This window comes from Aureliella helgolandensis (assembly GCF_007752135.1).
Classification (GTDB): Bacteria; Planctomycetota; Planctomycetia; order Pirellulales; family Pirellulaceae; genus Aureliella; species Aureliella helgolandensis.
Genome location: NZ_CP036298.1, coordinates 2,439,404 through 2,461,708 on the forward strand (window position 1 = coordinate 2,439,404; position 22,305 = coordinate 2,461,708).

General features: G+C 54.8%; 19 protein-coding genes. 13 read left to right on the plus strand and 6 right to left on the minus strand.

Annotated features, from left to right (window positions below; all coding sequences use genetic code 11):
* Window positions 1-12: 12 nt before the first annotated feature.
* From Q31a_RS08705 to Q31a_RS08720, 4 genes are all read left to right on the plus strand, one after another.
* Window positions 13-1,443: a UdgX family uracil-DNA binding protein gene (locus tag Q31a_RS08705; protein WP_145076658.1), complete on the plus strand. Its 1,431-nt coding sequence runs from the start codon at window positions 13-15 to the stop codon at window positions 1,441-1,443.
* Between the two features lie 555 nt (window positions 1,444-1,998).
* The gene (gene sbnA / locus Q31a_RS08710) at window positions 1,999-3,033 is read left to right on the plus strand and encodes a 2,3-diaminopropionate biosynthesis protein SbnA (protein WP_145076660.1); all 1,035 of its coding nucleotides are present in this window, start codon (window positions 1,999-2,001) and stop codon (window positions 3,031-3,033) included.
* On the plus strand, window positions 3,033-4,757 hold the full coding sequence (locus Q31a_RS08715; RefSeq protein ID WP_145076662.1) for an FAD/NAD(P)-binding protein: 1,725 nt from the start codon (window positions 3,033-3,035) through the stop codon (window positions 4,755-4,757). Before sbnA ends, Q31a_RS08715 begins: the two co-directional genes overlap by 1 nt.
* A 230-nt stretch (window positions 4,758-4,987) precedes the next feature.
* Window positions 4,988-6,478 carry a Y4yA family PLP-dependent enzyme gene (locus Q31a_RS08720; protein ID WP_197356489.1) on the plus strand — a complete coding sequence of 497 codons (1,491 nt, stop codon included), beginning with the start codon at window positions 4,988-4,990 and terminating at the stop codon, window positions 6,476-6,478.
* A 45-nt stretch (window positions 6,479-6,523) separates the two neighbouring features.
* On the opposite strand, the gene Q31a_RS08725 is transcribed toward Q31a_RS08720, so the two are convergent.
* Window positions 6,524-7,261, minus strand: coding sequence for a hypothetical protein (locus Q31a_RS08725; protein WP_145076664.1), 738 nt, complete (start codon window positions 7,259-7,261; stop codon window positions 6,524-6,526).
* Between the two features lie 73 nt (window positions 7,262-7,334).
* Window positions 7,335-7,532 (minus strand): hypothetical protein, encoded by a 198-nt coding sequence (locus tag Q31a_RS08730; RefSeq protein ID WP_145076666.1) that lies wholly within the window; start codon window positions 7,530-7,532, stop codon window positions 7,335-7,337.
* Window positions 7,533-7,966: 434 nt separating this feature from the next.
* Between Q31a_RS08730 and Q31a_RS08735 the strand changes: the two genes are divergently transcribed.
* Window positions 7,967-8,356 (plus strand): BlaI/MecI/CopY family transcriptional regulator, encoded by a 390-nt coding sequence (locus Q31a_RS08735; RefSeq protein WP_145076669.1) that lies wholly within the window; start codon window positions 7,967-7,969, stop codon window positions 8,354-8,356.
* Entirely contained in the window at window positions 8,349-10,532 is a 2,184-nt protein-coding gene (locus tag Q31a_RS08740) for a M56 family metallopeptidase (RefSeq protein WP_145076671.1), read from the plus strand. The genes Q31a_RS08735 and Q31a_RS08740 overlap by 8 nt, the downstream gene beginning before the upstream one ends.
* Window positions 10,533-11,088: 556 nt before the next feature.
* On the opposite strand, the gene Q31a_RS30790 is transcribed toward Q31a_RS08740, so the two are convergent.
* Complete coding sequence (locus tag Q31a_RS30790; RefSeq protein WP_231691124.1) at window positions 11,089-11,295, minus strand: hypothetical protein; 207 nt, start codon at window positions 11,293-11,295, stop codon at window positions 11,089-11,091.
* 368 nt (window positions 11,296-11,663) lie between these two features.
* Here Q31a_RS30790 and Q31a_RS08755 point away from each other — a divergent pair, with 368 nt between their 5' ends.
* From Q31a_RS08755 to Q31a_RS08770, 5 genes are all read left to right on the plus strand, one after another.
* A complete protein-coding gene (locus Q31a_RS08755) occupies window positions 11,664-12,098 on the plus strand; it encodes a hypothetical protein (RefSeq protein ID WP_145076675.1) in 435 nt (144 codons plus the stop codon).
* Between the two features lie 183 nt (window positions 12,099-12,281).
* On the plus strand, window positions 12,282-13,301 hold the full coding sequence (gene bufB, locus Q31a_RS08760) for an MNIO family bufferin maturase (RefSeq protein WP_145076677.1): 1,020 nt from the start codon (window positions 12,282-12,284) through the stop codon (window positions 13,299-13,301).
* Between the two features lie 41 nt (window positions 13,302-13,342).
* Window positions 13,343-14,215, plus strand: a complete 873-nt coding sequence (locus Q31a_RS08765) for an HvfC/BufC N-terminal domain-containing protein (RefSeq protein WP_197356493.1) — start codon at window positions 13,343-13,345, stop codon at window positions 14,213-14,215.
* Between the two features lie 117 nt (window positions 14,216-14,332).
* Window positions 14,333-14,473: a hypothetical protein gene (locus tag Q31a_RS30085; RefSeq protein WP_197356495.1), complete on the plus strand. Its 141-nt coding sequence runs from the start codon at window positions 14,333-14,335 to the stop codon at window positions 14,471-14,473.
* A 444-nt stretch (window positions 14,474-14,917) separates the two neighbouring features.
* Window positions 14,918-15,628: a ZIP family metal transporter gene (locus Q31a_RS08770; RefSeq protein WP_145076681.1), complete on the plus strand. Its 711-nt coding sequence runs from the start codon at window positions 14,918-14,920 to the stop codon at window positions 15,626-15,628.
* A gap of 179 nt (window positions 15,629-15,807) precedes the next feature.
* On the opposite strand, the gene Q31a_RS31100 is transcribed toward Q31a_RS08770, so the two are convergent.
* Both Q31a_RS31100 and Q31a_RS08775 read right to left on the minus strand, forming a co-directional pair.
* On the minus strand, window positions 15,808-15,936 hold the full coding sequence (locus Q31a_RS31100; protein WP_261342709.1) for a hypothetical protein: 129 nt from the start codon (window positions 15,934-15,936) through the stop codon (window positions 15,808-15,810).
* 519 nt (window positions 15,937-16,455) lie between these two features.
* Window positions 16,456-16,728, minus strand: a complete 273-nt coding sequence (locus tag Q31a_RS08775; protein WP_145076683.1) for a hypothetical protein — start codon at window positions 16,726-16,728, stop codon at window positions 16,456-16,458.
* A 686-nt stretch (window positions 16,729-17,414) separates the two neighbouring features.
* Here Q31a_RS08775 and Q31a_RS08780 point away from each other — a divergent pair.
* Window positions 17,415-17,828 carry a hypothetical protein gene (locus Q31a_RS08780; protein ID WP_197356497.1) on the plus strand — a complete coding sequence of 138 codons (414 nt, stop codon included), beginning with the start codon at window positions 17,415-17,417 and terminating at the stop codon, window positions 17,826-17,828.
* A gap of 385 nt (window positions 17,829-18,213) precedes the next feature.
* Complete coding sequence (locus Q31a_RS08785) at window positions 18,214-19,149, plus strand: histone deacetylase family protein (RefSeq protein ID WP_145076685.1); 936 nt, start codon at window positions 18,214-18,216, stop codon at window positions 19,147-19,149.
* A gap of 38 nt (window positions 19,150-19,187) precedes the next feature.
* Here Q31a_RS08785 and acs read toward each other — a convergent pair whose 3' ends face one another.
* The gene (gene acs, locus Q31a_RS08790; protein WP_145076687.1) at window positions 19,188-21,914 is read right to left on the minus strand and encodes an acetate--CoA ligase alpha subunit; all 2,727 of its coding nucleotides are present in this window, start codon (window positions 21,912-21,914) and stop codon (window positions 19,188-19,190) included.
* Window positions 21,915-22,305: the final 391 nt, after the last annotated feature.

The window sequence follows — 22,305 nt, forward strand, 5'->3', positions numbered from 1 at the left end:
TCCCGTCTGATTATGCACATCGTCACAGCCACAGACTTCCAGGACTGGCGCGACACCGCTAGAAGATTCTTATGGGCTGAAGTTCCACCGGAATCGTTGCGTTTTAATAGAATCGATGGCCAACCATCGCTGTTCGATGGCGGTGGAGTGAACGCTTTGCCTCAGCCCCTGGGCAGTGTAAAGCGAAATGCCGTTCCGCGTCCGTTTCTGAGTCTGGCGGAAACCGTCAGCTTTCATCGTGACTCGGGACGCTGGAATCTGTTGTATCGGATCCTGTGGCGGTTAACGCACGGAGAGCCAAACCTGCTCGAGATCACGACGGACGACGACATGCATCGGATGGCGACGATGGAGAAGGCGGTGCGTCGGGACTCTCATAAAATGAAAGCGTTCGTGCGGTTTCGCAAGGTTGATCGGGATGGTGTCGAGCACTACATTGCCTGGCACCGTCCAGACCACCGCATCGTCAAACGCGTGGCGCCCTTCTTCGCCAGACGCTTTAAGGCGATGCACTGGACAATTCTGACGCCATCGGAATCCGTTGTGTGGGATCAAAAAACACTGCAGTACGGTTCGGGGGTCGCTCGCAGCGAAGCGCCCGATTCCGATGAGCTCGAAGAACTGTGGTTGACGTACTACGGATCGATCTTCAACCCGGCTCGCATCAAGACCAGCATGATGAAGAGTGAAATGCCGGTCAAACACTGGCCTACATTGCCAGAAACGAAGATCATCGACGATCTTCTGGAGGACGCGCCGCGCCGAGTGCAAGAAATGATCGAGCGGAACGAAGGCTTTCAGCGAACTGCAACCGATCTGATTCAATCGCAGCCGGAACTATCGCAGAGATTGGACGGCGTCAGGGAACTCGCTCAACAATGTCAAGTGTGCGACCTGTTTCGTGAGTCGACACAGACCGTTTTCGGGGTCGGCCCCACTACCGCGAAACTGGTGATTGTCGGTGAGCAACCGGGCGACAGCGAAGACCTCGCGGGAATTCCTTTTGTCGGCCCTGCTGGCCAACTGCTGAATGACGCGCTGCAGCAGGCCGGGATCGATCGTTCGTCCGTGTATGTCACTAATGTGGTCAAGCATTTCAAACACACGACAACTGTGACACCTCTGGGGAAAAAGCGTCTGCACGCGAAACCCAACGCCCGCGAAATCCGTTGCTGCAAGCCTTGGCTGGAAGCAGAGCTGGACCACCTTTCTGAAGCCAGTGTGATTGTTTGTCTGGGAGCCACCGCTGCCAAAGCGTTGATCGACCCCGGCTTCAATGTGACTCGCCAGCGAGGACAAGTCGTTTCGACGGAACGCTGTAACCAGACGATCGCGACGTGGCACCCGGCGGCCATTCTACGAACTCCGGACAAGGCGTTGCGTTTGCAGAAGCTGCAGCAGTTCTCAAGCGACTTGGCACTGGCGAAGAAGCGGCTGGAATAATGGTGACGTGAACACTCTTTTCGACGAGAAGGGCTGTCTCGTCGCAGGAGCGAACCCAGTTTCCTACTCCACAGCCGCCGGTTGTGTTTATCTCAGCAATTTTCGACCTGCCACTGCAAGTCTCGAAGGACCGTTTATCGAGACGATCTCCAGGCCGACTGGTAAGTCCCAATTGCAGGCCCACGCTCGTCTATTCCAGTTCGAAAATCACTTGAACCAATAACTACAGAGCGCGTAGATTGGGCCTGCGAACCGTTTGCCAAACCCGATTCGGCCCTGCACGCCCGACGGCAATGCGTGCCTGGTTGCTGACCGACCAACGAGGCACCTTTCGATTCGTTTTCGCCCGCTGCTCTTGAACGCATACCCCTAGTCGCCCATATGATTCTGTTAGCTGGCCCGGATGTTGTGAGATTCTGCCAAGTACGCGGATCGCTGCGATGCTAAATGGTGGGATTCGGCACAGCTTTTGCCTTCCTCGGTTCATCGGCCTGGAGTGACACACACTCGAGATTGAGGCCTCAGGTCCATTCCTTGAGCAGAAAGAACCCGTCCATGATGATCATACCGCCTTCGCTTCCAGACGCTCCAGTGGCAGAGGGAATCCTGAATACCGTCGGCCACACGCCTCTGGTTCGTTTCGGTCGTTTTCTGGACGAGCCGTCGGTCGAACTCTTTGCGAAGCTGGAGGCGATGAATCCCGGCGGCAGTGCGAAAGATCGTCCGGCGCTCCAGATGCTGAACCACGCAATCGCGGCTGGTGAAATTGATGAAAGCACGACCATCGTGGAATCGTCTTCCGGCAACATGGGGATCGGCTTGGCTCAGGCATGCCGCTACTACGGCCTGCAACTTATTTGCGTCGTCGATCCTCATGCGCAGCCGCAAAATATCGCCATTATGCGAGCGCTCGGGGCGCAAATTGAGCAGGTGTCCGAACCCTTCGGCGGCAGCTATTTGTCCGCTCGATTGATGCGAGTTCGACAGCTTCTGCATTCAACGCCAGCCAGTTTTTGGCCCAATCAATATGCCAATCTGCAAAACCCTCAAGCGCATTTTGAAGGCACCATTCGAGAGATCGACGAGGCCTTGAATGGTGATTTCGATTTCCTGTTTGTGGCCACCAGTAGCACCGGGACCGCTCGGGGGTGTCGCGATTACCTGCGGAGCAAAGGCCGCAACGTGAAGGTCGTGGCTGTGGATGCGGAGGGCAGTGTGCTGTTTGGCGGAAAGTTGGGCGAACGACTGATTCCCGGTCTGGGAGCTGGCCGCAAGCCGCGTCTAGCGAAAGATCAGACGTTTGACGAAGTTCGGCGAGTTTCCGATTTCGACTGCGTGGTTGGATGCCGTCGCGCGGCGGATCGGGAAGCTGTTTTGGTCGGCGGCTCCGCAGGCGGCGTGCTGGAGGTTGTGCGTTCAATGCAATCGGAACTGATGGGGCGGCGGTGCGTTGCGATACTGCACGATTCTGGTGCGAGATACATGGACACGGTCTACAACGACGACTGGGTGCAGTCGAAGCTGGGGGTGGCGCCCGAACAACTAGCGGCGCGAGTTTCCATGCACGGCGACATGCTTCAAGCGATGTAATGAATCAGCAAACGACTTCCAATTCCACACCGTCGGCTGACGTGACCGGTCGGCAAATCGCGATTGTCGGCTGCGGGCCGAGAGGCTTGTATTGCCTTGAGCGACTTTGTTACGAGCTCTTTCGTTGCAATGGCACCGGGCCGAGTTGTCAGCCGCATCATATAACGATCGTTGAACCGGCAGAACATTGCGGTGCAGGAGCCGTTTATGATCTTGACCAACCCGCTTGGTTGCGAATGAACTTCGCCGCGAAACACATCGATGCATGGTGCCGGAACGATTCCCTGTTTGACGATGAACTGAATCTCGTGGACTGGCTGGCTGATCGCGGTGACGGACATGGGGAACCCGAAGCTTTCATGCCGCGAGCTGTCGTTGGCCGGTATCTGCACGATTGCTTCTGTAAAGTTGTCGATCGCCTGAGTCTGATCGCTGAGATCTCCATCGTGCGGCAATCCGTAACCGATGTCTTCCAAAATGAAGGTCGCTGGCGGATTACCGGTACGGAAGGCTACTGCGTCGACGCGGAGGAAGTCGTGATCACGGTTGGTCATGAAGGTTGGCGAGAATCGACAATAGCGGCGTCAGAAGGCGTTTCGGGAATAGAGCTGACGCCCGTTTTTCCAGTGAACATACGCCTTCATCTGTCGACCATTCCTGCTGCATCGGTAGTTGCCGTGCGAGGATTCGGTTTGTCATGGATCGATGCCGCACTGTCGCTGACAATTGGACGTGGGGGGAAGTTTGACAAGGTTGGCGACCAATTGAAGTACTATCCCAGCGGCAGCGAACCGAAATGCATTATACCATTTTCACGCAGCGGAAGACCGATGCTGGCTAAGCCGTTGACGCCACGAATCGCCTCCGGCGTAGATCTAGCCCGCATCTGGCAACGTGGGCGAACGCAAATTTCTGAAATAGCTGCACCGTTGAACGCCCTGTCTATTGGCGAACAATTCTGGCCTGTCGTTAGCCAGTGCGCGAGGGCAGCATGGTCGCTGGTGAACAGGCAGAATGGGCATGAACCGAGCGACGGTTCACCGATTGACGAATTTTTCGAGCTCTGGTGCTGCGGAAAGCAGGACGCTGCAACAGTAGCGGATGCGATGCGGCGATCCGTTGCCATCGCCCTGGGACAACATCCCGTCGATGCTGCGTGGGCATTGGCAGAGGCTTGGCGACATCTCTATCCAGCTACTGTGGAGAAGATCAGCCACGGCGGACTGTCAGCTGAGGCCTGGCCGGCGTTTACACGGATCGCGCAGGAAATGGAACGAATCGCCTTTGGCCCTCCGGCGGAGAACCTACGGCGAATTCTGGCCCTGATCGATGCCGGTATTATTGATCTACGATTTGTCAGCGGTGAACTCGGATTGACAGCGGAGCAGCAACCGCGGTTGCGCGCGGAATATTTTGAAATGGAAATTACTCATTGCGTGAACGCTGTCATTCCGTCACCGCTAAACGTCAGCCAGAATGGTCCTCTCGCCCCATTGCTCAAGCGCGGTGTCATCCGGCGTCTGCATGGAACGCAGGGCATTGAAGTCGACAGCAAAGGGCAGCCAGTGAACGATGGCAAAACCGACACAGCTGGCTTGGCAATCCTTGGTCGGCCGACAGAGGGCTGCATTCTCGGAAACGATACACTCAGCCGTACGCTCCATCAGCATGTCAATCACTGGGCAGCCAGCGTCGTGCAACGCGGTTGTCCTGTTTTGTCGTGACGGTATACCACTCATTGAGCTCTTCTTCACGACGGGATGCTGCCGTCGTAAAGGGGGGGGATCGCATGCACAAAAAAAACGCCTTGCCGTAGCGGAAGTCCACGCAGACCTTCAAAATCCTTAGGAAGGTCTCGGAATTCTTGACGAATTCAGTTGCGGTAAACGGGGCGCTGCCAGATTGACGCGGAAGCCGTTCGAATTCTATTACCTCACACCTCGTATTTACAACCATGAACTACGCTACACTCAATCCTGCACACGATTTGCGTTCTCGCTGCGTCGGGCTTGCACCACTATCGGCGCGGCTGGAACCGTGGATGACAGATGCCATCACGGTGGACGGCGGGCGGAGACTGCACGCTGCCGTACGCGAGTTCGGTTCGCCAGTAAATTTGCTGCATTCAGAATCGATGTCTCGGAACATCGCAGAACTGAACGCCGTGGCTGAACGGAGACAGGTCTCGTTCCGGACTTTCTTCGCGCGGAAGGCGAACAAGTGTTTGACATTTGTCGATGCTGCGGCGCAGGCGGACGCTGGTGTGGATGTCGCTAGCGAAGAAGAATTGCAGCAAGTTCTGGACCGAGGCATCGCCGGCCAGCGTATCATTTGCACAGCCGCCATCAAAACGGATTTGCTGATCGCGAAGTGCATGCAGCATAGCGTAACGCTCGCCATCGACAACGATGATGAAGTTGCCTCCGTAACGCGACTCGCGGCGGGATGCGCAAATCAAACTATTTCACTTGCTATCCGTGTGAGCGGTTTTCGGAATGATGGCCAGAAGCTGCACTCCCGCTTTGGCTTCGACATCGACGACGTGCTGCCCCTGATCGATTCACGCTGGCCCGAAACGTTGAAGCGCGCGGCTCGCGTCAGCGGATTGCACTTTCATTTGGATGGATACTGCGCGAAGCAGCGAATTTCGGCGATCCAGCAAACGCTACCTTTGATCGAAAAACTGCGGGAGCGCGGCCACGAGCTGCAGTTCCTGGACATCGGAGGAGGATTTCCGATAAGCTACCTGGACGACGAACAACAGTGGTTCGCGTTTTGGGAGCAGTTGCGACAATCGCTGCTTGGAGAAGACAGCGCCGCGATCACGTATCGCTCGCACGGCTTAGGGCTGCAGAATATCGAAGGATATATTCAAGGAAAACCGCACGTCTATCCGTTTTATCAGTCCCCAACGCGTGCCGACTGGTTTGCAGGAATTTTGGACGCAGAGTTTGACGATCGAGAGGACATTGCGGCAGCGATCCGACATCGCAAACTGGAACTTCGCAGCGAACCTGGTCGCAGCCTTCTTGACGGTTGCGGCATGACGGTCGCACGCGTTGAATTCCGTAAACGCCATCACTCCGGCGACTGGTTTATCGGGCTCGCCATGAACCGCACGCAGTGCCGTACGTCCAGCGACGATTTTCTTGTCGATCCGATTGTGGTGCCTGTCGATCGCGAACCAAGCTCGCTACCCTCGGACGCGATTGAAGGCTATTTGGTCGGAGCGTACTGTACGGAATCGGAACAGCTGTCGCTGCGGAAAATGAGATTTCGACATGGCATCAGTGTCGGCGACCTCGTGATTTTCCCTAACACGGCCGGTTATCTGATGCATTTCCTCGAAAGCCGTTCGCATCAGTTTCCGTTGGCAAGAAATTTGATCGTCCAGAGCGGGGGGAGTCCGCCGTTTTGCGTCGATGCGATTGATCGCGGCAACTGAGCTCCGGCGTGTACTGTCGGGGCGGTCGTGCTGGGACGCGTCCCATTAAGGCCACAGTTTTGCGGTTGGTAGTCCGTTCAGGATTTCATCAAACCTTTGGTCAAACTTAGCGAATAGTTCGAGCGTTTCCGGTCGGTCCAGCACTTGCTGTACGTTAGTCGCTCCGTCGTCGACTTTCGGTTCCGATTCAATTTGGGGCTCTGCTGATTCGTTACCATTAGCCAGGCTCTTCGCACATTTGATCGCCGCGGACTTCCAGCCACCGACACTGGATAGCGCGTCTGCCATTGCCGCTTGCACGACGTGAAAGTCCATTCTGGCGAATGCCGCGTCGAACGCGGTTCGCATGTGCTTAGCGGACAAGTCATTGATCGCGACAGGACCATTTCTCAAGTAGCGATCGAGTGTCCGTCCAAGCAATACCGTTCGCACTATTTCCAGTGGCACACCACGAATGGATGTCACGATGGAAATGATTTTCCTAATGGGGAACAGCAGCAACTTGAGCGGCACCTTCACAATCGAACCCACACACCCTGCTAAGCAACCGCTTCCGTCGTCGAAATAGGGTGTCAGTTCACGGAGCAATTCTGGTCGCTCGTGAGCTGCCAGCGTACGTCTCACTACGTAGCGGCGGCACTGCGACTGTACATAGCCGTCGACGAAAGGAACGGGGATGAACCGTGCGGCCGACGATACGATTCCGGCAACGACCCATTGATGCATCAACCAGCCTGATGGTTTTGCTTCTGAATTTGACTTTGAGCCGGCTTCATCGGGCATAAGTGTCTCTCTTGAAATCAGCTTCGAAGTTCAAGGTAATTGTCGACAGACATTGTTCCGGTATCAGCCGCACCTAACAAGCGGTCTTAGCAACGGTATGACTGTTGGCAATCAGGTGCAGTGGTACGCGATGCTGTTGCGTTTCAGCGACCGATTCTCTCACGAGATCTCCATGACGGCAGGCGGCTTCTGGCCCAACGTCGCGGAAAAAAATGGCCTCCATCAGCTCAGGGCATTGCTTCGCAGCTTCCGCATAGAGTTGAGCATCCACGTATGACGACTGGCTGTGGTGTACGCTTACCCATGTGGAAACCTACCTAAATGTGATCGCCAAGCGACTGATTTGGGAGTACGGTTACCGTACAGGGGACCATGGTAGCCGACTCAGGGCTGGAGCATCTCCATGTGGTGACGGAACTCCAATCGCTGAACCTGCTTGGAATCCAAGTAGCCGCCACAGGCGTGAAAAAAACTTCAGCAAGCGATACCCAGGCGCACATCAAACACTCAATCGCCCCATTCACCGCCCAGCTTCCCCACCCTAAACCGCAGTCGCCGCGATGACCTCTCCTGCTCTGGCCCCGTTTGAGGTTGGCTTGCATGGAATTCAACTGGATGGAACACGACTGGTGTTGTGGTGGCCTCGCGCATTGCCTATATTTTAGTAACCAAATTTGGTTGTTGTAACAATGGTGAGCAAGGATTATGGCAAGACCGACGAGTAAAGAACTGACCCAGCGCGAACTGGAGGTCATGCACGTTTTCTGGAAGCGTGGCGATTGTACCGCGACCGAAGTGCGTGATGCCTTAGCCGCGACCGGTGTCGATCGTGTCTACGTCACTGTCGCGAATCTCGTAAGGATTCTTGTCGATAAGGGGTACGTCGAGCCGGTAAATTCGGAGCGGCCATTTCGCTATCGACCTGTGCGTTCATTTAACGATATCTCGAGCAGTCTCGTCACGGATCTGTTGAAACGAGTTTATGGCGGCTCTCGAGAGCTCTTATTGGTCCAACTGCTTGGTCAGACGCAGAAACTTACCAAGAAAGAGCGCGAGTTTTTGACGCAAATTCTTGAGGATCAATCCAATGAGTGATTGGTCGATCGCTTTCGTTTGGTGTGTCGTGCAAGTAACGGTACTTGCGAGCATCGCGCTGGCTGGCATGTACTGGTTTGAGCGTCGCGACGCGCGTGTTGGCACTCGCGTCTGTAACGGCATGATTTTGCTTATGCTCGCTACAACTTGTTGCGTGATTGCGCCTCTTACTCCCTCGTCGCTTCCAAGCCCTGCGTTCACTTCATCAGAGAATACAAGCGAGACGGGGGATAGCGAGGACCACAAATCGTCGGCTGCGATTCAAGATGCTTCCTTTTGGGTCGACTTCGATTGGATTCGTGCTCGGATTTCTTCGGGGACAAATTCGAGCGCCCGACCAATCGCAGAGTTGAGCGGATACTTCTGGCTCTTGGCGACTGTGATCCTGTTATCGCTTCTGATCGGCATCGTCCGTCTTTTTCTTGCAGCCTCCTTTGTCTGGTGTCTACGCAAGAATGCAAAAGCCATCAAAGACGATTCGCTCCAAGACCATGCACGGAGGCTCGCCGTTCGCATGAATATCAATGCCACAGTGAAGCTGCTAGAGTCGCCGAAATTGCGATGTGCTGCAGCCTTTGGTTGGGGAGAAACGGCAATCGTGCTCCCGGAATCCTGGGCGCACTGGTCCGACGAGGAGCGGAGTGCAGTGATTGCGCATGAGTTAGCCCACCTGTCTCGGCAAGACTGTTGGTGGCGGGCCTTCGCAGCGCTGCTGCAGACCATCCACGCGTATCACCCGCTCGTCTACCTGCTTTCACGCCACTTGGCGTTGCTACAAGAGCTGGCGGCCGACCGCCTGGCTGCTGAGGCCATTGGCAGTTCACGCGTCTACCTTCGTGTTCTGACGCAACTGGCGCTACGCCAAGACGACCATTCATCGATTCGAGCAACAGGCAGTCTGTTGCCAGTGTTTTCAGGGGAATTGATCAGGAGGATCAAAATGTTGAACCATCAACAGAACTCAAGGAAGTCTGCGTCTTCGCATTTGGGCGGTGCAATGGCTGCGCTATTGCTACTGATGTCCGGTAGCGGTGTCGTTGGGCTGAGAGCGTTTGCGCAGTCGCCCCAGAATGAACCAGTCGCTCGTGTGGCGAGAGTGAGTAAAATCAAAATCGATACGGGTTCCAATGAGCCGGTCACTCAGAGGCTCATGCGAAACAACCAGCACGGTATGTTTGTCATTCAACTCGATCAATTGATGCAACAGCCCACCTTGGCAACGATGATTAATGCGGTGGTGGCAGAGATGGCGTCCCTGGGGCCGAATGCAAATGCGGACTGGATCCAAGCACTCGGTGGACTTGAAAACATTGAGTTTATTGCTGCACGCCCGGTTCTGTCCGTGCACAACAGAAAAGACCCAGACACGCAGAAGACAACAGGCAGCATCGCTTTCGGCGGACGTCTGTTCGTCCTGCAGTTGAAGACTAATCGAAATCTAGACCAGTGGATTAGCGAGTGCGTTCCTGACGCTGAAAGGCAATCGCACTTGGGCGCGGAATACTATCAGCTTCCAGTGATCCCGGCATTGGGACCAATGCCAGTCTGCGTTGCTCAGCTACCTGGAGACGAGTCCAGCATCGTATTCGGAATGAGCGAATTGCGCCTGGTCGAGTCTGAACCGAAGTTCGCTGGAGCTCCAACAGAACTGTGTGAGTTCCTAGCTGGGAAATCGGATTCCATTGATGCGGACGCAAACCGCTGGAACCAGGACTGGACGGAACTCAGCGGCGGAACAATTAGCTTGATTTGCTCTGATAAAGAGATCGCTGGCACACAGGACTGGAACCATGAAAGACTGGACTGCTTCAAGCACGCTCGTACCTTCGGAGTTCGTTTTGACTTCCCACTCGACTCCGATCGATTTCGAGTGAAAATATTACTTGGATGCGACGACGAATCGTCGGCCTTGAAAGCCATGTCTGCCCTTCAGACTCGCTATGCGGAAATGAGCCAAGAGCTTGAAGAGCAGTGCCGTGAAGAAAATTTCGCTGGTGAGCCGTCTGAGCGTGTTGAATTCGCTGCGCTGGTAACGGCCGCGAAACAAATCATTAGCTTGAAGCCGCGCCTCGTTCACTTGGAAGATGAACGCGTCAATGTCGTCCTCAACGTTGACATCAATGCGTCGAATCAGCTCGCTGCCTACGCTTGGCTCTTCTTTCTAGGAATAATGTAAGTCGTTCAATACGATTGATCTGTCAAAACGGAGCCAAACTTAGCCGGTTGTTCGGAAAGGATCCGTCGGTTCGCGTCGATCGGCGATCACTCCCCTGAAGATCGATCCACTGTTAATTGTTCGCGGGCAATTCCAGGCAAAACCAGCAGCGATTCTGGTTCATCAACAAATGATCCGAGACTCGGCTACTGTGCCGGCCTACTTTGGCATGGTGCCTCGACAGTTTTAGTTTGGTGAAACCGATCGCGACGGCCGCATCACCAAGGGGGGCAGCCTGCTGGCTCGCACCATGCTTGCCAAGTGCGCTAAGAGCGTGTCTTCAAAATGTTGTTTACGCATTTTCCAGTCTTTTGAGCATGAGTGTGATCATGGTGACTTGGATCATCGCCTCGCTCGATTTTGGATTTCGTTCGTAGTCTTTGCTGTGCCGTCGACATCGTCCACTCGTGTCGATCGATCGGGTAGAGGCGACGGATAATGTTCGGGATTTGCTACCACTGAGATACGTGTGGGCCTGCAAGCTGATTGCAGTTGTCGTGCTGTTGCTTGTCGCAGTTCACTGCACCGGAAAACGCTTGATTCTATTTCCGCCATTGGTCGTTATCGCCTTCGAAATATTTGCATACACATCTGTCTGTCCGTGGGCAAGAATACCATGGAGGCTGCCACTAGCTTGTACCGCAACTGCTTTGTGCGGCGTTTGGGCAGTTGAAGTGCTTGGTGTGGGGATTGTCTCCACCATGTTGACTGTTTCATTAGGCATTGCAATTCTCAAGCTCATCGACCAACACGTTCCTCCTGCTTTAGCGGTAGGCTTGATCCCACAAGTTATGGACGCGCCCGGTTGGAACTACCCAATTGCCGTGAGCGTAGGTTGCTCAATTCTGGTTGGGTTCTATTTCGCTATGGACGTTTTGGAGTTAACGCGTGCGCTGCTCCGTCATTGAACAGCAAATCAGAGTATGGAACCTTAACGATTTCACCCATTCTCAGTGTTTCTGACTATCCGAGAAGTGAATGTGTGGAATCTCACATTGGCAGAAGTTGCTGTGCCTTAGACTTGGTTCAGCCCGTCAGGAGTAGACCTGCGGCTCGTAAGTAACCGCACCTAAGTTTTTGGAGTTATGATTGATGCAACACACAAATATTGGACGCCGCAACTTCGGACGCCTTGCTCTAGTGGCAGTTGGTGGTCTCGCTGCTGGAAGCCAAGTTGCGAATGGCCAAACTAAAAAGGAAGGGGAACCCGATCTTGGACTTGATCCCGCATTGCTAATTGCTGCGCCTAACACTTGCAAAGGGTTGAACACCTGCAAGGGCGAGGGGAAAGGCAAGCATGATTGTGCCGGTCAAAGCTCTTGCGCAGCGGTTGCGAAGCATGATTGCGCTGGCGTGAACGAATGCAAGGGAACTGGTGGATGTGGCGGGTATCCAGGGCAAAATACCTGCAAAGGCAAGGGGGAATGCGGCGTGCCGCTCAAGGCAGATGCTTGGAAGCTGGCTCGCAAGCAATTCGAGCAGCTCATGAAGGCCGCGGGAAAGAAAGTCGGCCCAGTGCCCACGTAGCGCGACCGTTCTCAGCATCGTATTCTTTGGGCTGCCCCGACGGTTGGTCCGTAATAGAAGTGCTGACCGTCTTGGGGGGCGTGGAGTGGGAGGCGACTGGAGCTCATGCCGAGGCTGCCTCAATTTTTCAGCTCTGACGCAGGGCTGTTGGCTTTTTGTGAAGATAGACTGTGAAGATAGACAATGTCACTACCCACCCATGAGACCATTGAAAGCAGTCCAGCAGTGAAGAATGGATTGGGACTTGGGGTCGGTTTGAGGACAGCCCACTTCCCGCACATTCTTCAACACTGGCCTTCAGTTGACTGGTTTGAGATTATCTCAGAGAATTTTATGGACTGCCGCGGTCGGCCAAGATACGTGCTTGACCAGATCGCCGAGCGTTATCCGATCGTGATGCACGGCGTGTCGCTGTCGATTGGAAGCACCGACCCGCTCGACCTCAAATATATTCAGGGGTTAAAGCGACTCGCTCAAGAGGTAAAAGCTCATTGGATATCCGATCATGTTTGCTGGACTGGTGTGGCCGCCAAGAACACGCATGACCTATTGCCGATTCCGTACAACGCGGAAACGCTTCAGCATGTGTGCGAGCGAATTCGAGTCGTACAAGACATTCTTGAACGTCCACTCGTATTGGAAAATCCTAGTACCTATGTGACATTTCGCAATTCGACGATGAGCGAATGGGAGTTCGTTCGCCATTTGACAATAGAAACCGGTTGTCAACTCTTGCTGGATGTCAATAACGTTTACGTGTCGAGTGTCAATCACGACTTTGATCCGCTGGAATATCTCGATTCAATCCCCGTGGATCGAGTCGTCCAGTTTCATCTTGCTGGACATACTGATCTGGGGACGCACTGCATTGACACACACGACGGCGAAGTCGTGGATAGCGTGTGGGAATTGTTCCGCTACGCTTACTTGCGAGGCATCCGGGCATCGACGCTATTGGAATGGGATGCCAGTATTCCTGAATTTGACGTGGTGCACGCTGAAGTGTTGAAGGCTAAGAGCTATCTGGCTACTGCGCAGGTCGGAGAGGTGCAGCCAGCCGGCCGAGATTTGGTCCGCAATTTGCGAGGCAAAGGGCGGCGAGCAGGCAATTCACAAGAACCCGCCGCCAGAGGCAGGTTGGGCAACGAGCAACGTGGCCCAATCCCGCAGCCCGCGTTGTTTACGACTGCCGAGGTCGAATAATGGAGCCAAGCACTCATTCTCTGCGGAACGTACAGGAGTGGATGCAGACTGTCATTACGCATCCCGATGGGGTTGAAGCGGGAGCGGATTCGCAATCGGCGAAGCAAGCCTTGAGCGGCGTTGAAGAGCAAACTTGCATTGATGCCCTCATTGCCCCTTCTCGCAATCTTAGCAGCCAACAGCGAATCGAGATTTACGCGAACGCATATTACGCTCGCTTGCTCGAGTGCCTGCGCGATGAGTTCCCGGCCATGGTTGCGTTGCTAGGGGAGGATACGTTTCACGCCTTTGCATTCGACTACTTGCAATCCAATCCTTCCAGTAGCTATACGCTGGCGGATCTGGGGCGGAACTTCCATCGATTCTTGATTGATAGCCGTGTTCGCGAAGCAGGGGACGAGACCGCAGTGGAGAGTGGGCAGAGCTATTTCGATTTGATGATCGATCTTGCTTTGCTAGAGCGAACGTACAGCGAAATCTTTACTGGTCCGGGAATAGAAGACGTTGAATCGCTGAGCGCGGAGGCACTGTCCAGGGTGCCTCAAGATTCTGTGGGGGCCCTTCGATTGAAGCCAGCTCCTTGCGTTCGATTGCTGCGACTCTCGACCGCTGCCCATGAATACGCGATCGCTGTACGTAAATCCCCGACGATTGCTCCGCAGTTGCCCGAGTTCATTGAGACATTTTTGGTGGTCACTCGTATTGACTACGTCGTTCGCACTGTCCCTGCCGAACCCGAAGAGTACCTTCTACTACAGGCTCTGGTGGAGAACGCCAGCCTTGAGCAAGCCATTGCGAAAGTCGCTGAGCAAGGCTCTATGGATGAGGAGCAGATGGCGAGAAAATTTGCTGTTTGGTTTCAAAAATGGGCCAGCGACCACCTATTCATGGATTTCCATATATCCGACCTTTGAGCCGCTGACCGTTGAAACGCTAAGTTGTTTCCGTTGCGGAACCAGCCATTCTTGCCGACTCGCGCATAATTACCCGTGCATGTCTGCCATAGTAGGGGCAGCAACGGAGTCCGGCATATGCAAACTTTTACAAATTCAGCCAAGCAGGCCATCAAGGGAGTGCTGGAATGCCCTCATTTGCAGTACCAGGGGGGCGAAGGGTTTGTTTGGAAAGCAGGAGCGGTCCAGTTTCTTCGCTATGCTGATGGAGTGGAGTGAGCCACGTGTGGCCAAAAAATTGTAGTCGAAGCGAATTCTCTAGGGGAAGTGGATTGGAACGCACGATGAACGGTCGTCGCTTTCAGCCAGTCCTGCCTACTGGCTGGGTTAAGTGTTTTTCCAGAGTTTCTTGAATATTCTGCGACGAAGCAGCCTAATGCGTAGTCCCCACTCGGTGGCAAAGAACTCAGGAACAAGAGTGGCTGGTGATCGACGTGCCGTGAGGATCGAACGGTCAATTTTCGTGGGCGATAGCCACAATTTCTCAAGCTACTTTAGGCTCCATTCTTCAGCATCCGGGAGGAATTTCGTCGCGTAGCAACGGCTGCCCCATCTAGCTACCATATTGCGAAAGTCGAAGATTAGGACCTGGGGTTGTTGAAACTGGACTCAAAGAGTCAATCCGGGGGGACTTTTAACCGAGAGCAGACTGGAGTTGAATTCGTGGCACCGATCGTTGAATTGCTTGTGTTGACAGCTTTTGCGGGAGCTGCGATTCCGATTGGTGGTTTTCTCGCGTCGTGGGAGCATATCCACAGCGATTGGCTGCGCAGTGAGTTCCGGCACCTGGTGATCGCCTTTGGCGGTGGCGCCCTGTTCTCTGCGATCGCGTTGGTTTTGATTCCTGAAGGCACGCGGCATTTGCCAGTTTGGGAATCCGTCGCGGCATTTGCCGCCGGCGGGGTAGGTTTCTGGCTACTTCAAGTTCTACTCAATCGTTCCAAATCGTCGGCATCCCAGTTGGTCGCCATGCTCTCGGATTTTATTCCCGAAGTCATTGCCCTTGGAGCAACCATCGCCGCGGGCGGCGCTGGAGCCGTCCTCTTGGCATCCATTATCGCACTGCAGAATCTCCCCGAAGGATTTAATTCCTATCGAGAGCTCCGGCACGGCGGTCTACCGAAACGCCGTATCCTGATTTGGTTTACCGTGGCCGCCATGCTGGGGCCATTGTTGGGAGTGTTGGGTTTCTGGATGTTGGCCGATCAACTGCGTCTCCTCGGCTGGATGCAGGTTTTCGCTGCCGCTGGAATCATGTATCTCGTTTTTGAAGACGTTGCTCCCCAGGCCAAACTCAAGAACAGCAGCTTGCCAGCGCTAGGTGCGGTGCTGGGATTCTTGCTGGGGCTGGTTGGGAAACTTCTCGAACGCTAAAGGGGAGGAACGCATGACGTTCAAGCGGCCAAGAGCCCGTCGCCAGGAACCCGTGTATGTTGTCCGTGTTTTCCTACACGAATCTTCCGGAGAACTGTTGGGCGTCGTTGGCCGGATTCGATTGGTTGTCGTGGAACGATTTGTGCCAAGGCTACCCAACCCAGAAAGGCGAAGCCGACCTAGAACAAGCTGCTGTCGGAGAATCCCACCTCGCATAAATGAGTTTTATCGTGAGCTGGAGTGATGAGGGGAAACTGCGAATCGAACGCCTCACGAGCTGCGTTGGCTTTTTCAATTTCGCTTGCCATTCGTGTGCGCCCTTCAAAATCCACAACGTGCAAGGTGAGAATGCAATTGGCTGCGTCCAACAGGCCTGCTCGAGCAACGTCGATCTCACCGTGATGCAATGGAACACCGCGATGCGATGTGCCCAACGTCTGCTAAGCCGAGTGCAACATGTTTGCTGCCGGGGCAACTCCGTAAAGAATCCAACCAGCCCGAGTTTGCGCGAATGTTTTGAGCTCCCAACCGCTGCCTGCTTCCACCAGCATCACGCGACCGTTGGGTGGGCTCGTTCCGCTAATTGGATGGTTGCTATTCGCTGCATGTCCGCAAACCCAGGCACAATGCGCGGCGGTCATCGGTAAACGAACGGTCGCCGGGGGGCATAGGAATTCACCAAACCTGCTTGAGCAAGTTGCGCAGGTGTTTTCGCACTCCCGAGGGAGGCTGCGCAGGGGTTGGTTCGGGTGAAACAGCGGGCAAAGCTGTACGCGCTACTCGGGCAACTCTAGCAACACCGATTGGGCAAATCTATTGGGCTGTGGCTAGAGGGTTTCGCGAACTCTCTTCAAACCGTCACGGATTTCGTATCCGACTAGCTTCATCGACTCCCAAACATCATCTGCCGAGGTCTCCACTGCGGTGCGCAGCGGTTGATAACGACTATCGAGCTGGTCGAGTTTGTCATCGAGTTCATTCAGCTGATCACGAGCCTCCATCGACGCCAGGTGAACTTGTAGCTTTAATTCATCGCGTTCATGTTTCAAGCCGCGGATCAGTTCGGCTACGATCTTGTCTTGCCCATTCATCTTATCCATTCCCTCTATTAGCCGGTTCGTAAGAAGAGACTCGGCAACTGGTTCCGCGTTACAACTCTTCGTTCAAAACGTACTGAAAGCAAACCCCGTGCCAGCGACAATGACATCGACGGCGGTTGACGCAGGAGTCACGCGGTACTGCCACTCTTCGGGCTCAATCTCTGGCTCTCTACATGGGCGGGGCCTGTTGGAATGGGCAATTCCGCGCGACTGGTACGGACCGGTAGCCGGTCCAGCGGCAAGCCCGGAATTCGCTCAATCGCAATGCTTAGTTTTTTGCGCGCGATGAGATCGCCTAGGACGAAAGTTTGTGAGCCGTCTACAGATGCGGTTGGGCAAGAATGTGAGACACCAACGCACATCTGCGCGAAAGACTGACCGCATGCGATCAAGTTCACACCGTGTCGCTTTCCAGGACTGCTGGATTTTCTCTACAACGGTTCGCGGAAGACCGCTCGTGGAAACGGTTAAACCTCCCTCCCTTGAAATTTTCAGAGGGGGAGTCTCCCTTGGAATACTCTGCACACGTGGACTAGGAGCAAGGTGACTTGCTCCAGCGTTTGGAAGTTCAGATGTAGAGTTTTCCGGCGTCACCACGAAGTAAAGTGGATTCGGTTCCATTTGGCATGTGCCTTGCTTTTAGGTGAAGGCGATTACGAACCATCCAATAACAAGGAACGAAGACAATGACCGTGACGCCTCTATCTGCTGCTGACTCTCACGCCGATCATCGCCACTGGCAAAGCGATGTGGCTTGCTGGCGAGATGATATCCAAAATTGGCGGGCCGAGCACTCGGCTGCGATTGTGCAATTGCAAGATGCTCTCCAGCGTATCACCGAACATGGAGAGGCATTAGATAGCCATGCTAAATCGCTCTCAGAGCTCGAGGCGAGGCTGCAGCATCATGAGAAAAGCCTTGCGAAGAGTCTGAAGGATGGTGCCCAAGCAGTCGTCGACAAAACTTCAGCGGATCAGCATGCCAAGGAGGCCGAGTTGCATCAACACCAGCAAGAGGCCCATGAGAGAATCAAGAAGCACCATCATACTGCGATGGCGCAAGTGGCCATTCTGAAAGCCGCTTTAGGAGCTGCGCTCTAGGTGGAATCGACTTGTCGTCGCTGTGGCGTCTAGGCTATCCTGTTCAGTGGATTCGTGGCAATGCTTGGTTCTCGCCAGGGCATCCGCGATACCACTAAGGCGGAATCTCTTAAGCTTGACTGAATGCCCAGGCCGAATGACTAGAGATTGAGCAGAAGGTGGTGTCACTCACGCTAGATAGTGGCCGCGCACTCGGGCTTGCACGCATCGGATGACTGGCGGGCCCGAGTTCCACCGACCCAGCAGTTGATCGTTTGAGGGGCTTAACAGACGGGACGCACCCGCGCATGATGCTCAGCTGAGGCATGGGATGGAAGCGTGAGGGAGACTGTACTATCGACCCAAGATCCGGCCGCGAATATAGCCAGAGGAAAGCTGTCGCCCAATGACCCTGTTTTACTACGATCCGATTTTTCAAGAACATGTCACGGGGGACCACCCCGAAAATGGTGGACGGACTCTCTCCGTTATTCGGCATCTGAACTTTATCGCCCTGGACACCAGTTGTCGACGCCCGGCATGGGAGCCTGCTTCCGTCGAACGCTTGTGTTACGTGCACACGCGTGAATATGTGGATTCGGTTGAGCGGTTTGCGTTGAAGGGTGGTGGCTACCTCGACGAGGACACCGTTGTCAGCACCAAATCGTACGAAGTTGCCCGCCAGGCTGCTGGCGCTGTCTGTGATGCAGTTCAGAGAGTGGTAGCAGGAGAGGACAAGACCGCTTTCTGCCTCGTTCGCCCACCTGGTCACCACGCGATGCCAGACCACGCGATGGGCTTCTGCCTGTTCAACAACATTGCGGTTGGTGCGCGAGTTGCGAGGCGTGAACTGGGGATTGAGCGAGTTTTGATCGTCGACTTTGATGTGCACCACGGCAACGGTACGCAAGCCATGTTCTGGGAGGATGCTAGCGTCGGCTATTTTTCGATGCATCGCTCTCCGCTCTATCCCGGAACGGGGGCGGCAGAAGAAATAGGGGCTGGTGATGGAATTGGCACAACACTCAATTTGCCGGTCGCGGTGGGAACGCCAAGGGATGATCAGATGCGAGTCTTTGAACGCGAAGTCCAAGGTTTTGCGCACAAGATTAAGCCGCAGCTCGTGCTCGTCAGCGCCGGTTTTGACAGCCACAAGGATGACCCCGTCGGATCGCTAGGGCTCGAGAATGAGGACTTCCGAGGGATGACACGCTGCCTGCTGGATGTTGCGGCCGAGCATGCCAACGGAAGGCTGGTGAGCGTGCTCGAAGGAGGTTACAACCCGCATGCCCTAACGGACTGCGTTGCAATACACCTCGAAGAACTCCTGGACGCTCCTTGAAATCGTAGACGGCAAGAAAGGACGCAGAGTCGGTTGGGTTATTTTCCGTCGCTACCCTTGTCGCTGGAGGCCTGCTGTACGGTCAGCGTTTTGCGAGCAACCACTGCATCTTGGGCGTGGCTGCGATCGATTTCAAATCCACGAAGCTCAAACATATGAACCATGCGGTGGTTTTGCTGGGCCATCTCGGCGACGACGGACCGGACGCCCCAGCGACCACAGATATCGAGGCAGAGGTCCGTTAAGGCTGATCCCAGGCCTATACCTTGCCAAGGATCGCTGACAAGAATCGCATACTCTGCTTCGCGATGGTCCGCATCGGCAACCAACCGCCCAACGCCAATCAGCCTTCGTTCCCCATTTTCTTGAGTCTCGGCAACCATAGCGATCTCTCGATCGTAATCGATAAAACAGAAACGCGTGGCCATTGCGTGCGTCGTCGCCTTGAACATGTAGCGGAACCGCAAGTGCAGTGATTCGGACGAGCAGCTGGCCACCAACGCGTGCCACATCGGTTCATCCTCTGGCTTGATGGGACGCAGTACCACCGAGGTTCCATCTTTTAGTTTCGCAAGCTTGGTAAATTCATCGGGGTATGGGCGGATGGCAAGGTGCGAGTATGGGCGAACGGGATGCAGCACCGCCTGACGGTCTAGCACGATGCGAGCATCGAGAGCGATTGCATCTTCGGGGGTTACCAGGAGTGGATTGACGTCCAGCTCGATAATTTCTGGGTAATCGGCCACTAGATACGACAGGCGCATTAGCACCTCAATCAATCGCTCAAGATTAACCCCCGGGCGGCCACGATATCCCTCAAGCAAGGGCCACGCTTGTAGGGACTGCAGCATGCGTCGCGCTAGATGTTCACTCAGCGGCGGTAACTCGAGTGCCAGATCGCGGAACAACTCTGCATTTGTCCCTCCTGCCCCGACCATCAAGACGGTGCCGAACACGGGATCGCGTTTGGCACCAACAATCAGCTCGCGTCCATTGGGTGCAATCAGCATGTGCTGAACGCTGACTCCCTCGATACGAGCATTAGGTCGATGCTGTTTGGCCCGGTGGAGGATACGATGAAACGCTTCGGCAACCGAATCGGCATTCGCCAAATTCAGCTCGACGCCCCCAACGTCTGTTTTGTGCGTGATATCGGGGGAGAAAATCTTGAGTGCCACTGGATATCCAAGGCGAGCGGCGCACTCCACTGCATCCTTGGCTGAACGAGCCAGAGTCGTCTTTGTCACAGGTATTTCGTATGCTTCCAAGAGCGTCTTGGATGCCGTCTCGCTTAGAATGTCTTGGCCTTCTCTAAAAACGGTATCGAACATCGAGTGGAGCTTTGCTCGATCTAGCGAGAACTCGATGGGGACCTCGCGCGGCGTTTCGTAGAGTGTTTCGCGATTTCGAGCATAGGACACAAGATGCATGAACGCCCGAATGGCTTTTTCTGGGGAGGAGTAGGTTGGAATGCCAGCATCGTTGAGAAGCTCGATTCCCTCGCGAACTTTGTCGCCACCCATCCAAGCGGCAATCAGCGGTTTGTGGGAAAGTCGAGCCACTTTGATCACGGCTTGGGCCGCGCCCGTTGGGTCTGTCATGGCCTGAGGTGAAAGAACGACCAGCACACCATCCACTGCGTTGTCGGCCAACACGATTTCGGCAGCAGACGAAAAACGTTCTGGTGGGGCATCGCCGATAACATCCACAGGATTTCCGTGGGACCAGGTCGCCGGAAGCTTCTCGTTGAGCCTGGCGATGGTGGTGTCGGAAAGCTCTGCCAAGACGCCGTGCCGATCCAGCAATGCGTCGGTTGCCATCACTCCAGGACCACCAGCATTGGTAATAATGGCCAAACGAGGGCCTGACGGAGTCTTTTGTCTAGCAAGCAGCTCTGCACAATCAAATAAGTCGTCGACGTCAAACACGCGGACAATGCCGGCGCGTGCCATCGCCGCTTCGTAGACGCTATCGACACCCGCCATCGCGCCGGTGTGCGATGCAGCGGCCTTCGCGGACTCGGCAAATCGCCCAGCTTTATAGGCGATGATTGGCTTGTCGCGAGCAAAGGCGCGAGCTGCGGACATGAACTCTCTGCCTTTGCTGATGGACTCCATGTAGAGGATAATCGACTCGGTCTTGTCGTCTGTCGCGAAATAATCAATGAGATCGGCGATGCCCACATCCAGCATGTTGCCGACCGATACGAAATAGGAGAAGCCAACCTTTTCTTGGATCGCCCAATCCAGCACGGCCGTGCACAGCGCGCCTGACTGAGAGATGAATGCGACACGTCCCTTGTGAGGCGAATCGCTGGCGAAACTGGCGTTGAGCGAATGATGCGGAGCCATAATGCCGAGACAGTTCGGGCCTACGATCCGCAGACCATCGAACTGCTTTGCTGCGGCGCGAACCTCCGCCTCCAGCTTCGCGCCCTCTTGAGACGCTTCACGGAAGCCGGCTGATAGAATCACTACACCGCGGATGCCAGCTTCTCCACACTGGCGAACCACTTCGGGTACCGTAATGGCCGGAGTGCAGACCACGGCTAGATCTACGGGCTCGGGGATTTCACCAACCCGGCTGAAGCAAGCTACGCCACTGACTTCCTTGTATTTTGAATTCACCGCATAAATCGCTCCCGCGAATCCGCCACTGACGAGGTTTTGCAGGACGGTGTTTCCAACGCTGGATGGGCGCTTGCTCGCTCCGATAACGGCAACGCTTTGGGGAGCGAAAATCTTGTCTAAATTGCGGATCGGCATGTCTCGATACTCTCTAGGCCACACGCAGGGTGGCTGCAAAATTCTCGACGTTCAGTATTCACGACTTTGTCGACGTCCCCCAGCAACTGTCCGCGCGACGGCGCACACAGATTGCATTTACTATGCCAACACACAGTATAAGGCCCAGGCAGCGTCTTTCGGCAGCCGACGCATCATCGCCCTTCGCTGCATGAAGCCCCTCAGGAACTCTGAATCTGTGAAATCCCAAGATGTCATATTTGCTACGCAGCGGAATTCGCATTGCTTCTTGCTGAGTGGTACCGAGCACTCACGAAATCCAGTCATGCACAAACCATTCGATGGGAGCGTCCTCTGGAACCGGAATTGCATACCGCTGCTGGAGGATGTTTTTCCTGGAAGTGCGCAGAGT

Excerpts from the sequence above, each read along its gene's own strand:
- Q31a_RS08705 (WP_145076658.1), top strand. The coding sequence starts at position 13 with ATGCACATCGTCACAGCCACAGACTTCCAGGACTGGCGCGACACCGCT.
- sbnA (WP_145076660.1), top strand. The coding sequence starts at position 1,999 with ATGATGATCATACCGCCTTCGCTTCCAGACGCTCCAGTGGCAGAGGGA.
- Q31a_RS08715 (WP_145076662.1), top strand. The coding sequence starts at position 3,033 with ATGAATCAGCAAACGACTTCCAATTCCACACCGTCGGCTGACGTGACC.
- Q31a_RS08720 (WP_197356489.1), top strand. The coding sequence starts at position 4,988 with ATGAACTACGCTACACTCAATCCTGCACACGATTTGCGTTCTCGCTGC.
- Q31a_RS08725 (WP_145076664.1), bottom strand. The coding sequence starts at position 7,261 with ATGCCCGATGAAGCCGGCTCAAAGTCAAATTCAGAAGCAAAACCATCA.
- Q31a_RS08735 (WP_145076669.1), top strand. The coding sequence starts at position 7,967 with ATGGCAAGACCGACGAGTAAAGAACTGACCCAGCGCGAACTGGAGGTC.
- Q31a_RS08740 (WP_145076671.1), top strand. The coding sequence starts at position 8,349 with ATGAGTGATTGGTCGATCGCTTTCGTTTGGTGTGTCGTGCAAGTAACG.
- Q31a_RS30790 (WP_231691124.1), bottom strand. The coding sequence starts at position 11,295 with ATGCCTAATGAAACAGTCAACATGGTGGAGACAATCCCCACACCAAGC.
- Q31a_RS08755 (WP_145076675.1), top strand. The coding sequence starts at position 11,664 with ATGCAACACACAAATATTGGACGCCGCAACTTCGGACGCCTTGCTCTA.
- bufB (WP_145076677.1), top strand. The coding sequence starts at position 12,282 with ATGTCACTACCCACCCATGAGACCATTGAAAGCAGTCCAGCAGTGAAG.
- Q31a_RS08765 (WP_197356493.1), top strand. The coding sequence starts at position 13,343 with ATGCAGACTGTCATTACGCATCCCGATGGGGTTGAAGCGGGAGCGGAT.
- Q31a_RS30085 (WP_197356495.1), top strand. The coding sequence starts at position 14,333 with ATGCAAACTTTTACAAATTCAGCCAAGCAGGCCATCAAGGGAGTGCTG.
- Q31a_RS31100 (WP_261342709.1), bottom strand. The coding sequence starts at position 15,936 with ATGGCAAGCGAAATTGAAAAAGCCAACGCAGCTCGTGAGGCGTTCGAT.
- Q31a_RS08775 (WP_145076683.1), bottom strand. The coding sequence starts at position 16,728 with ATGGATAAGATGAATGGGCAAGACAAGATCGTAGCCGAACTGATCCGC.
- Q31a_RS08780 (WP_197356497.1), top strand. The coding sequence starts at position 17,415 with ATGACCGTGACGCCTCTATCTGCTGCTGACTCTCACGCCGATCATCGC.
- Q31a_RS08785 (WP_145076685.1), top strand. The coding sequence starts at position 18,214 with ATGACCCTGTTTTACTACGATCCGATTTTTCAAGAACATGTCACGGGG.
- acs (WP_145076687.1), bottom strand. The coding sequence starts at position 21,914 with ATGCCGATCCGCAATTTAGACAAGATTTTCGCTCCCCAAAGCGTTGCC.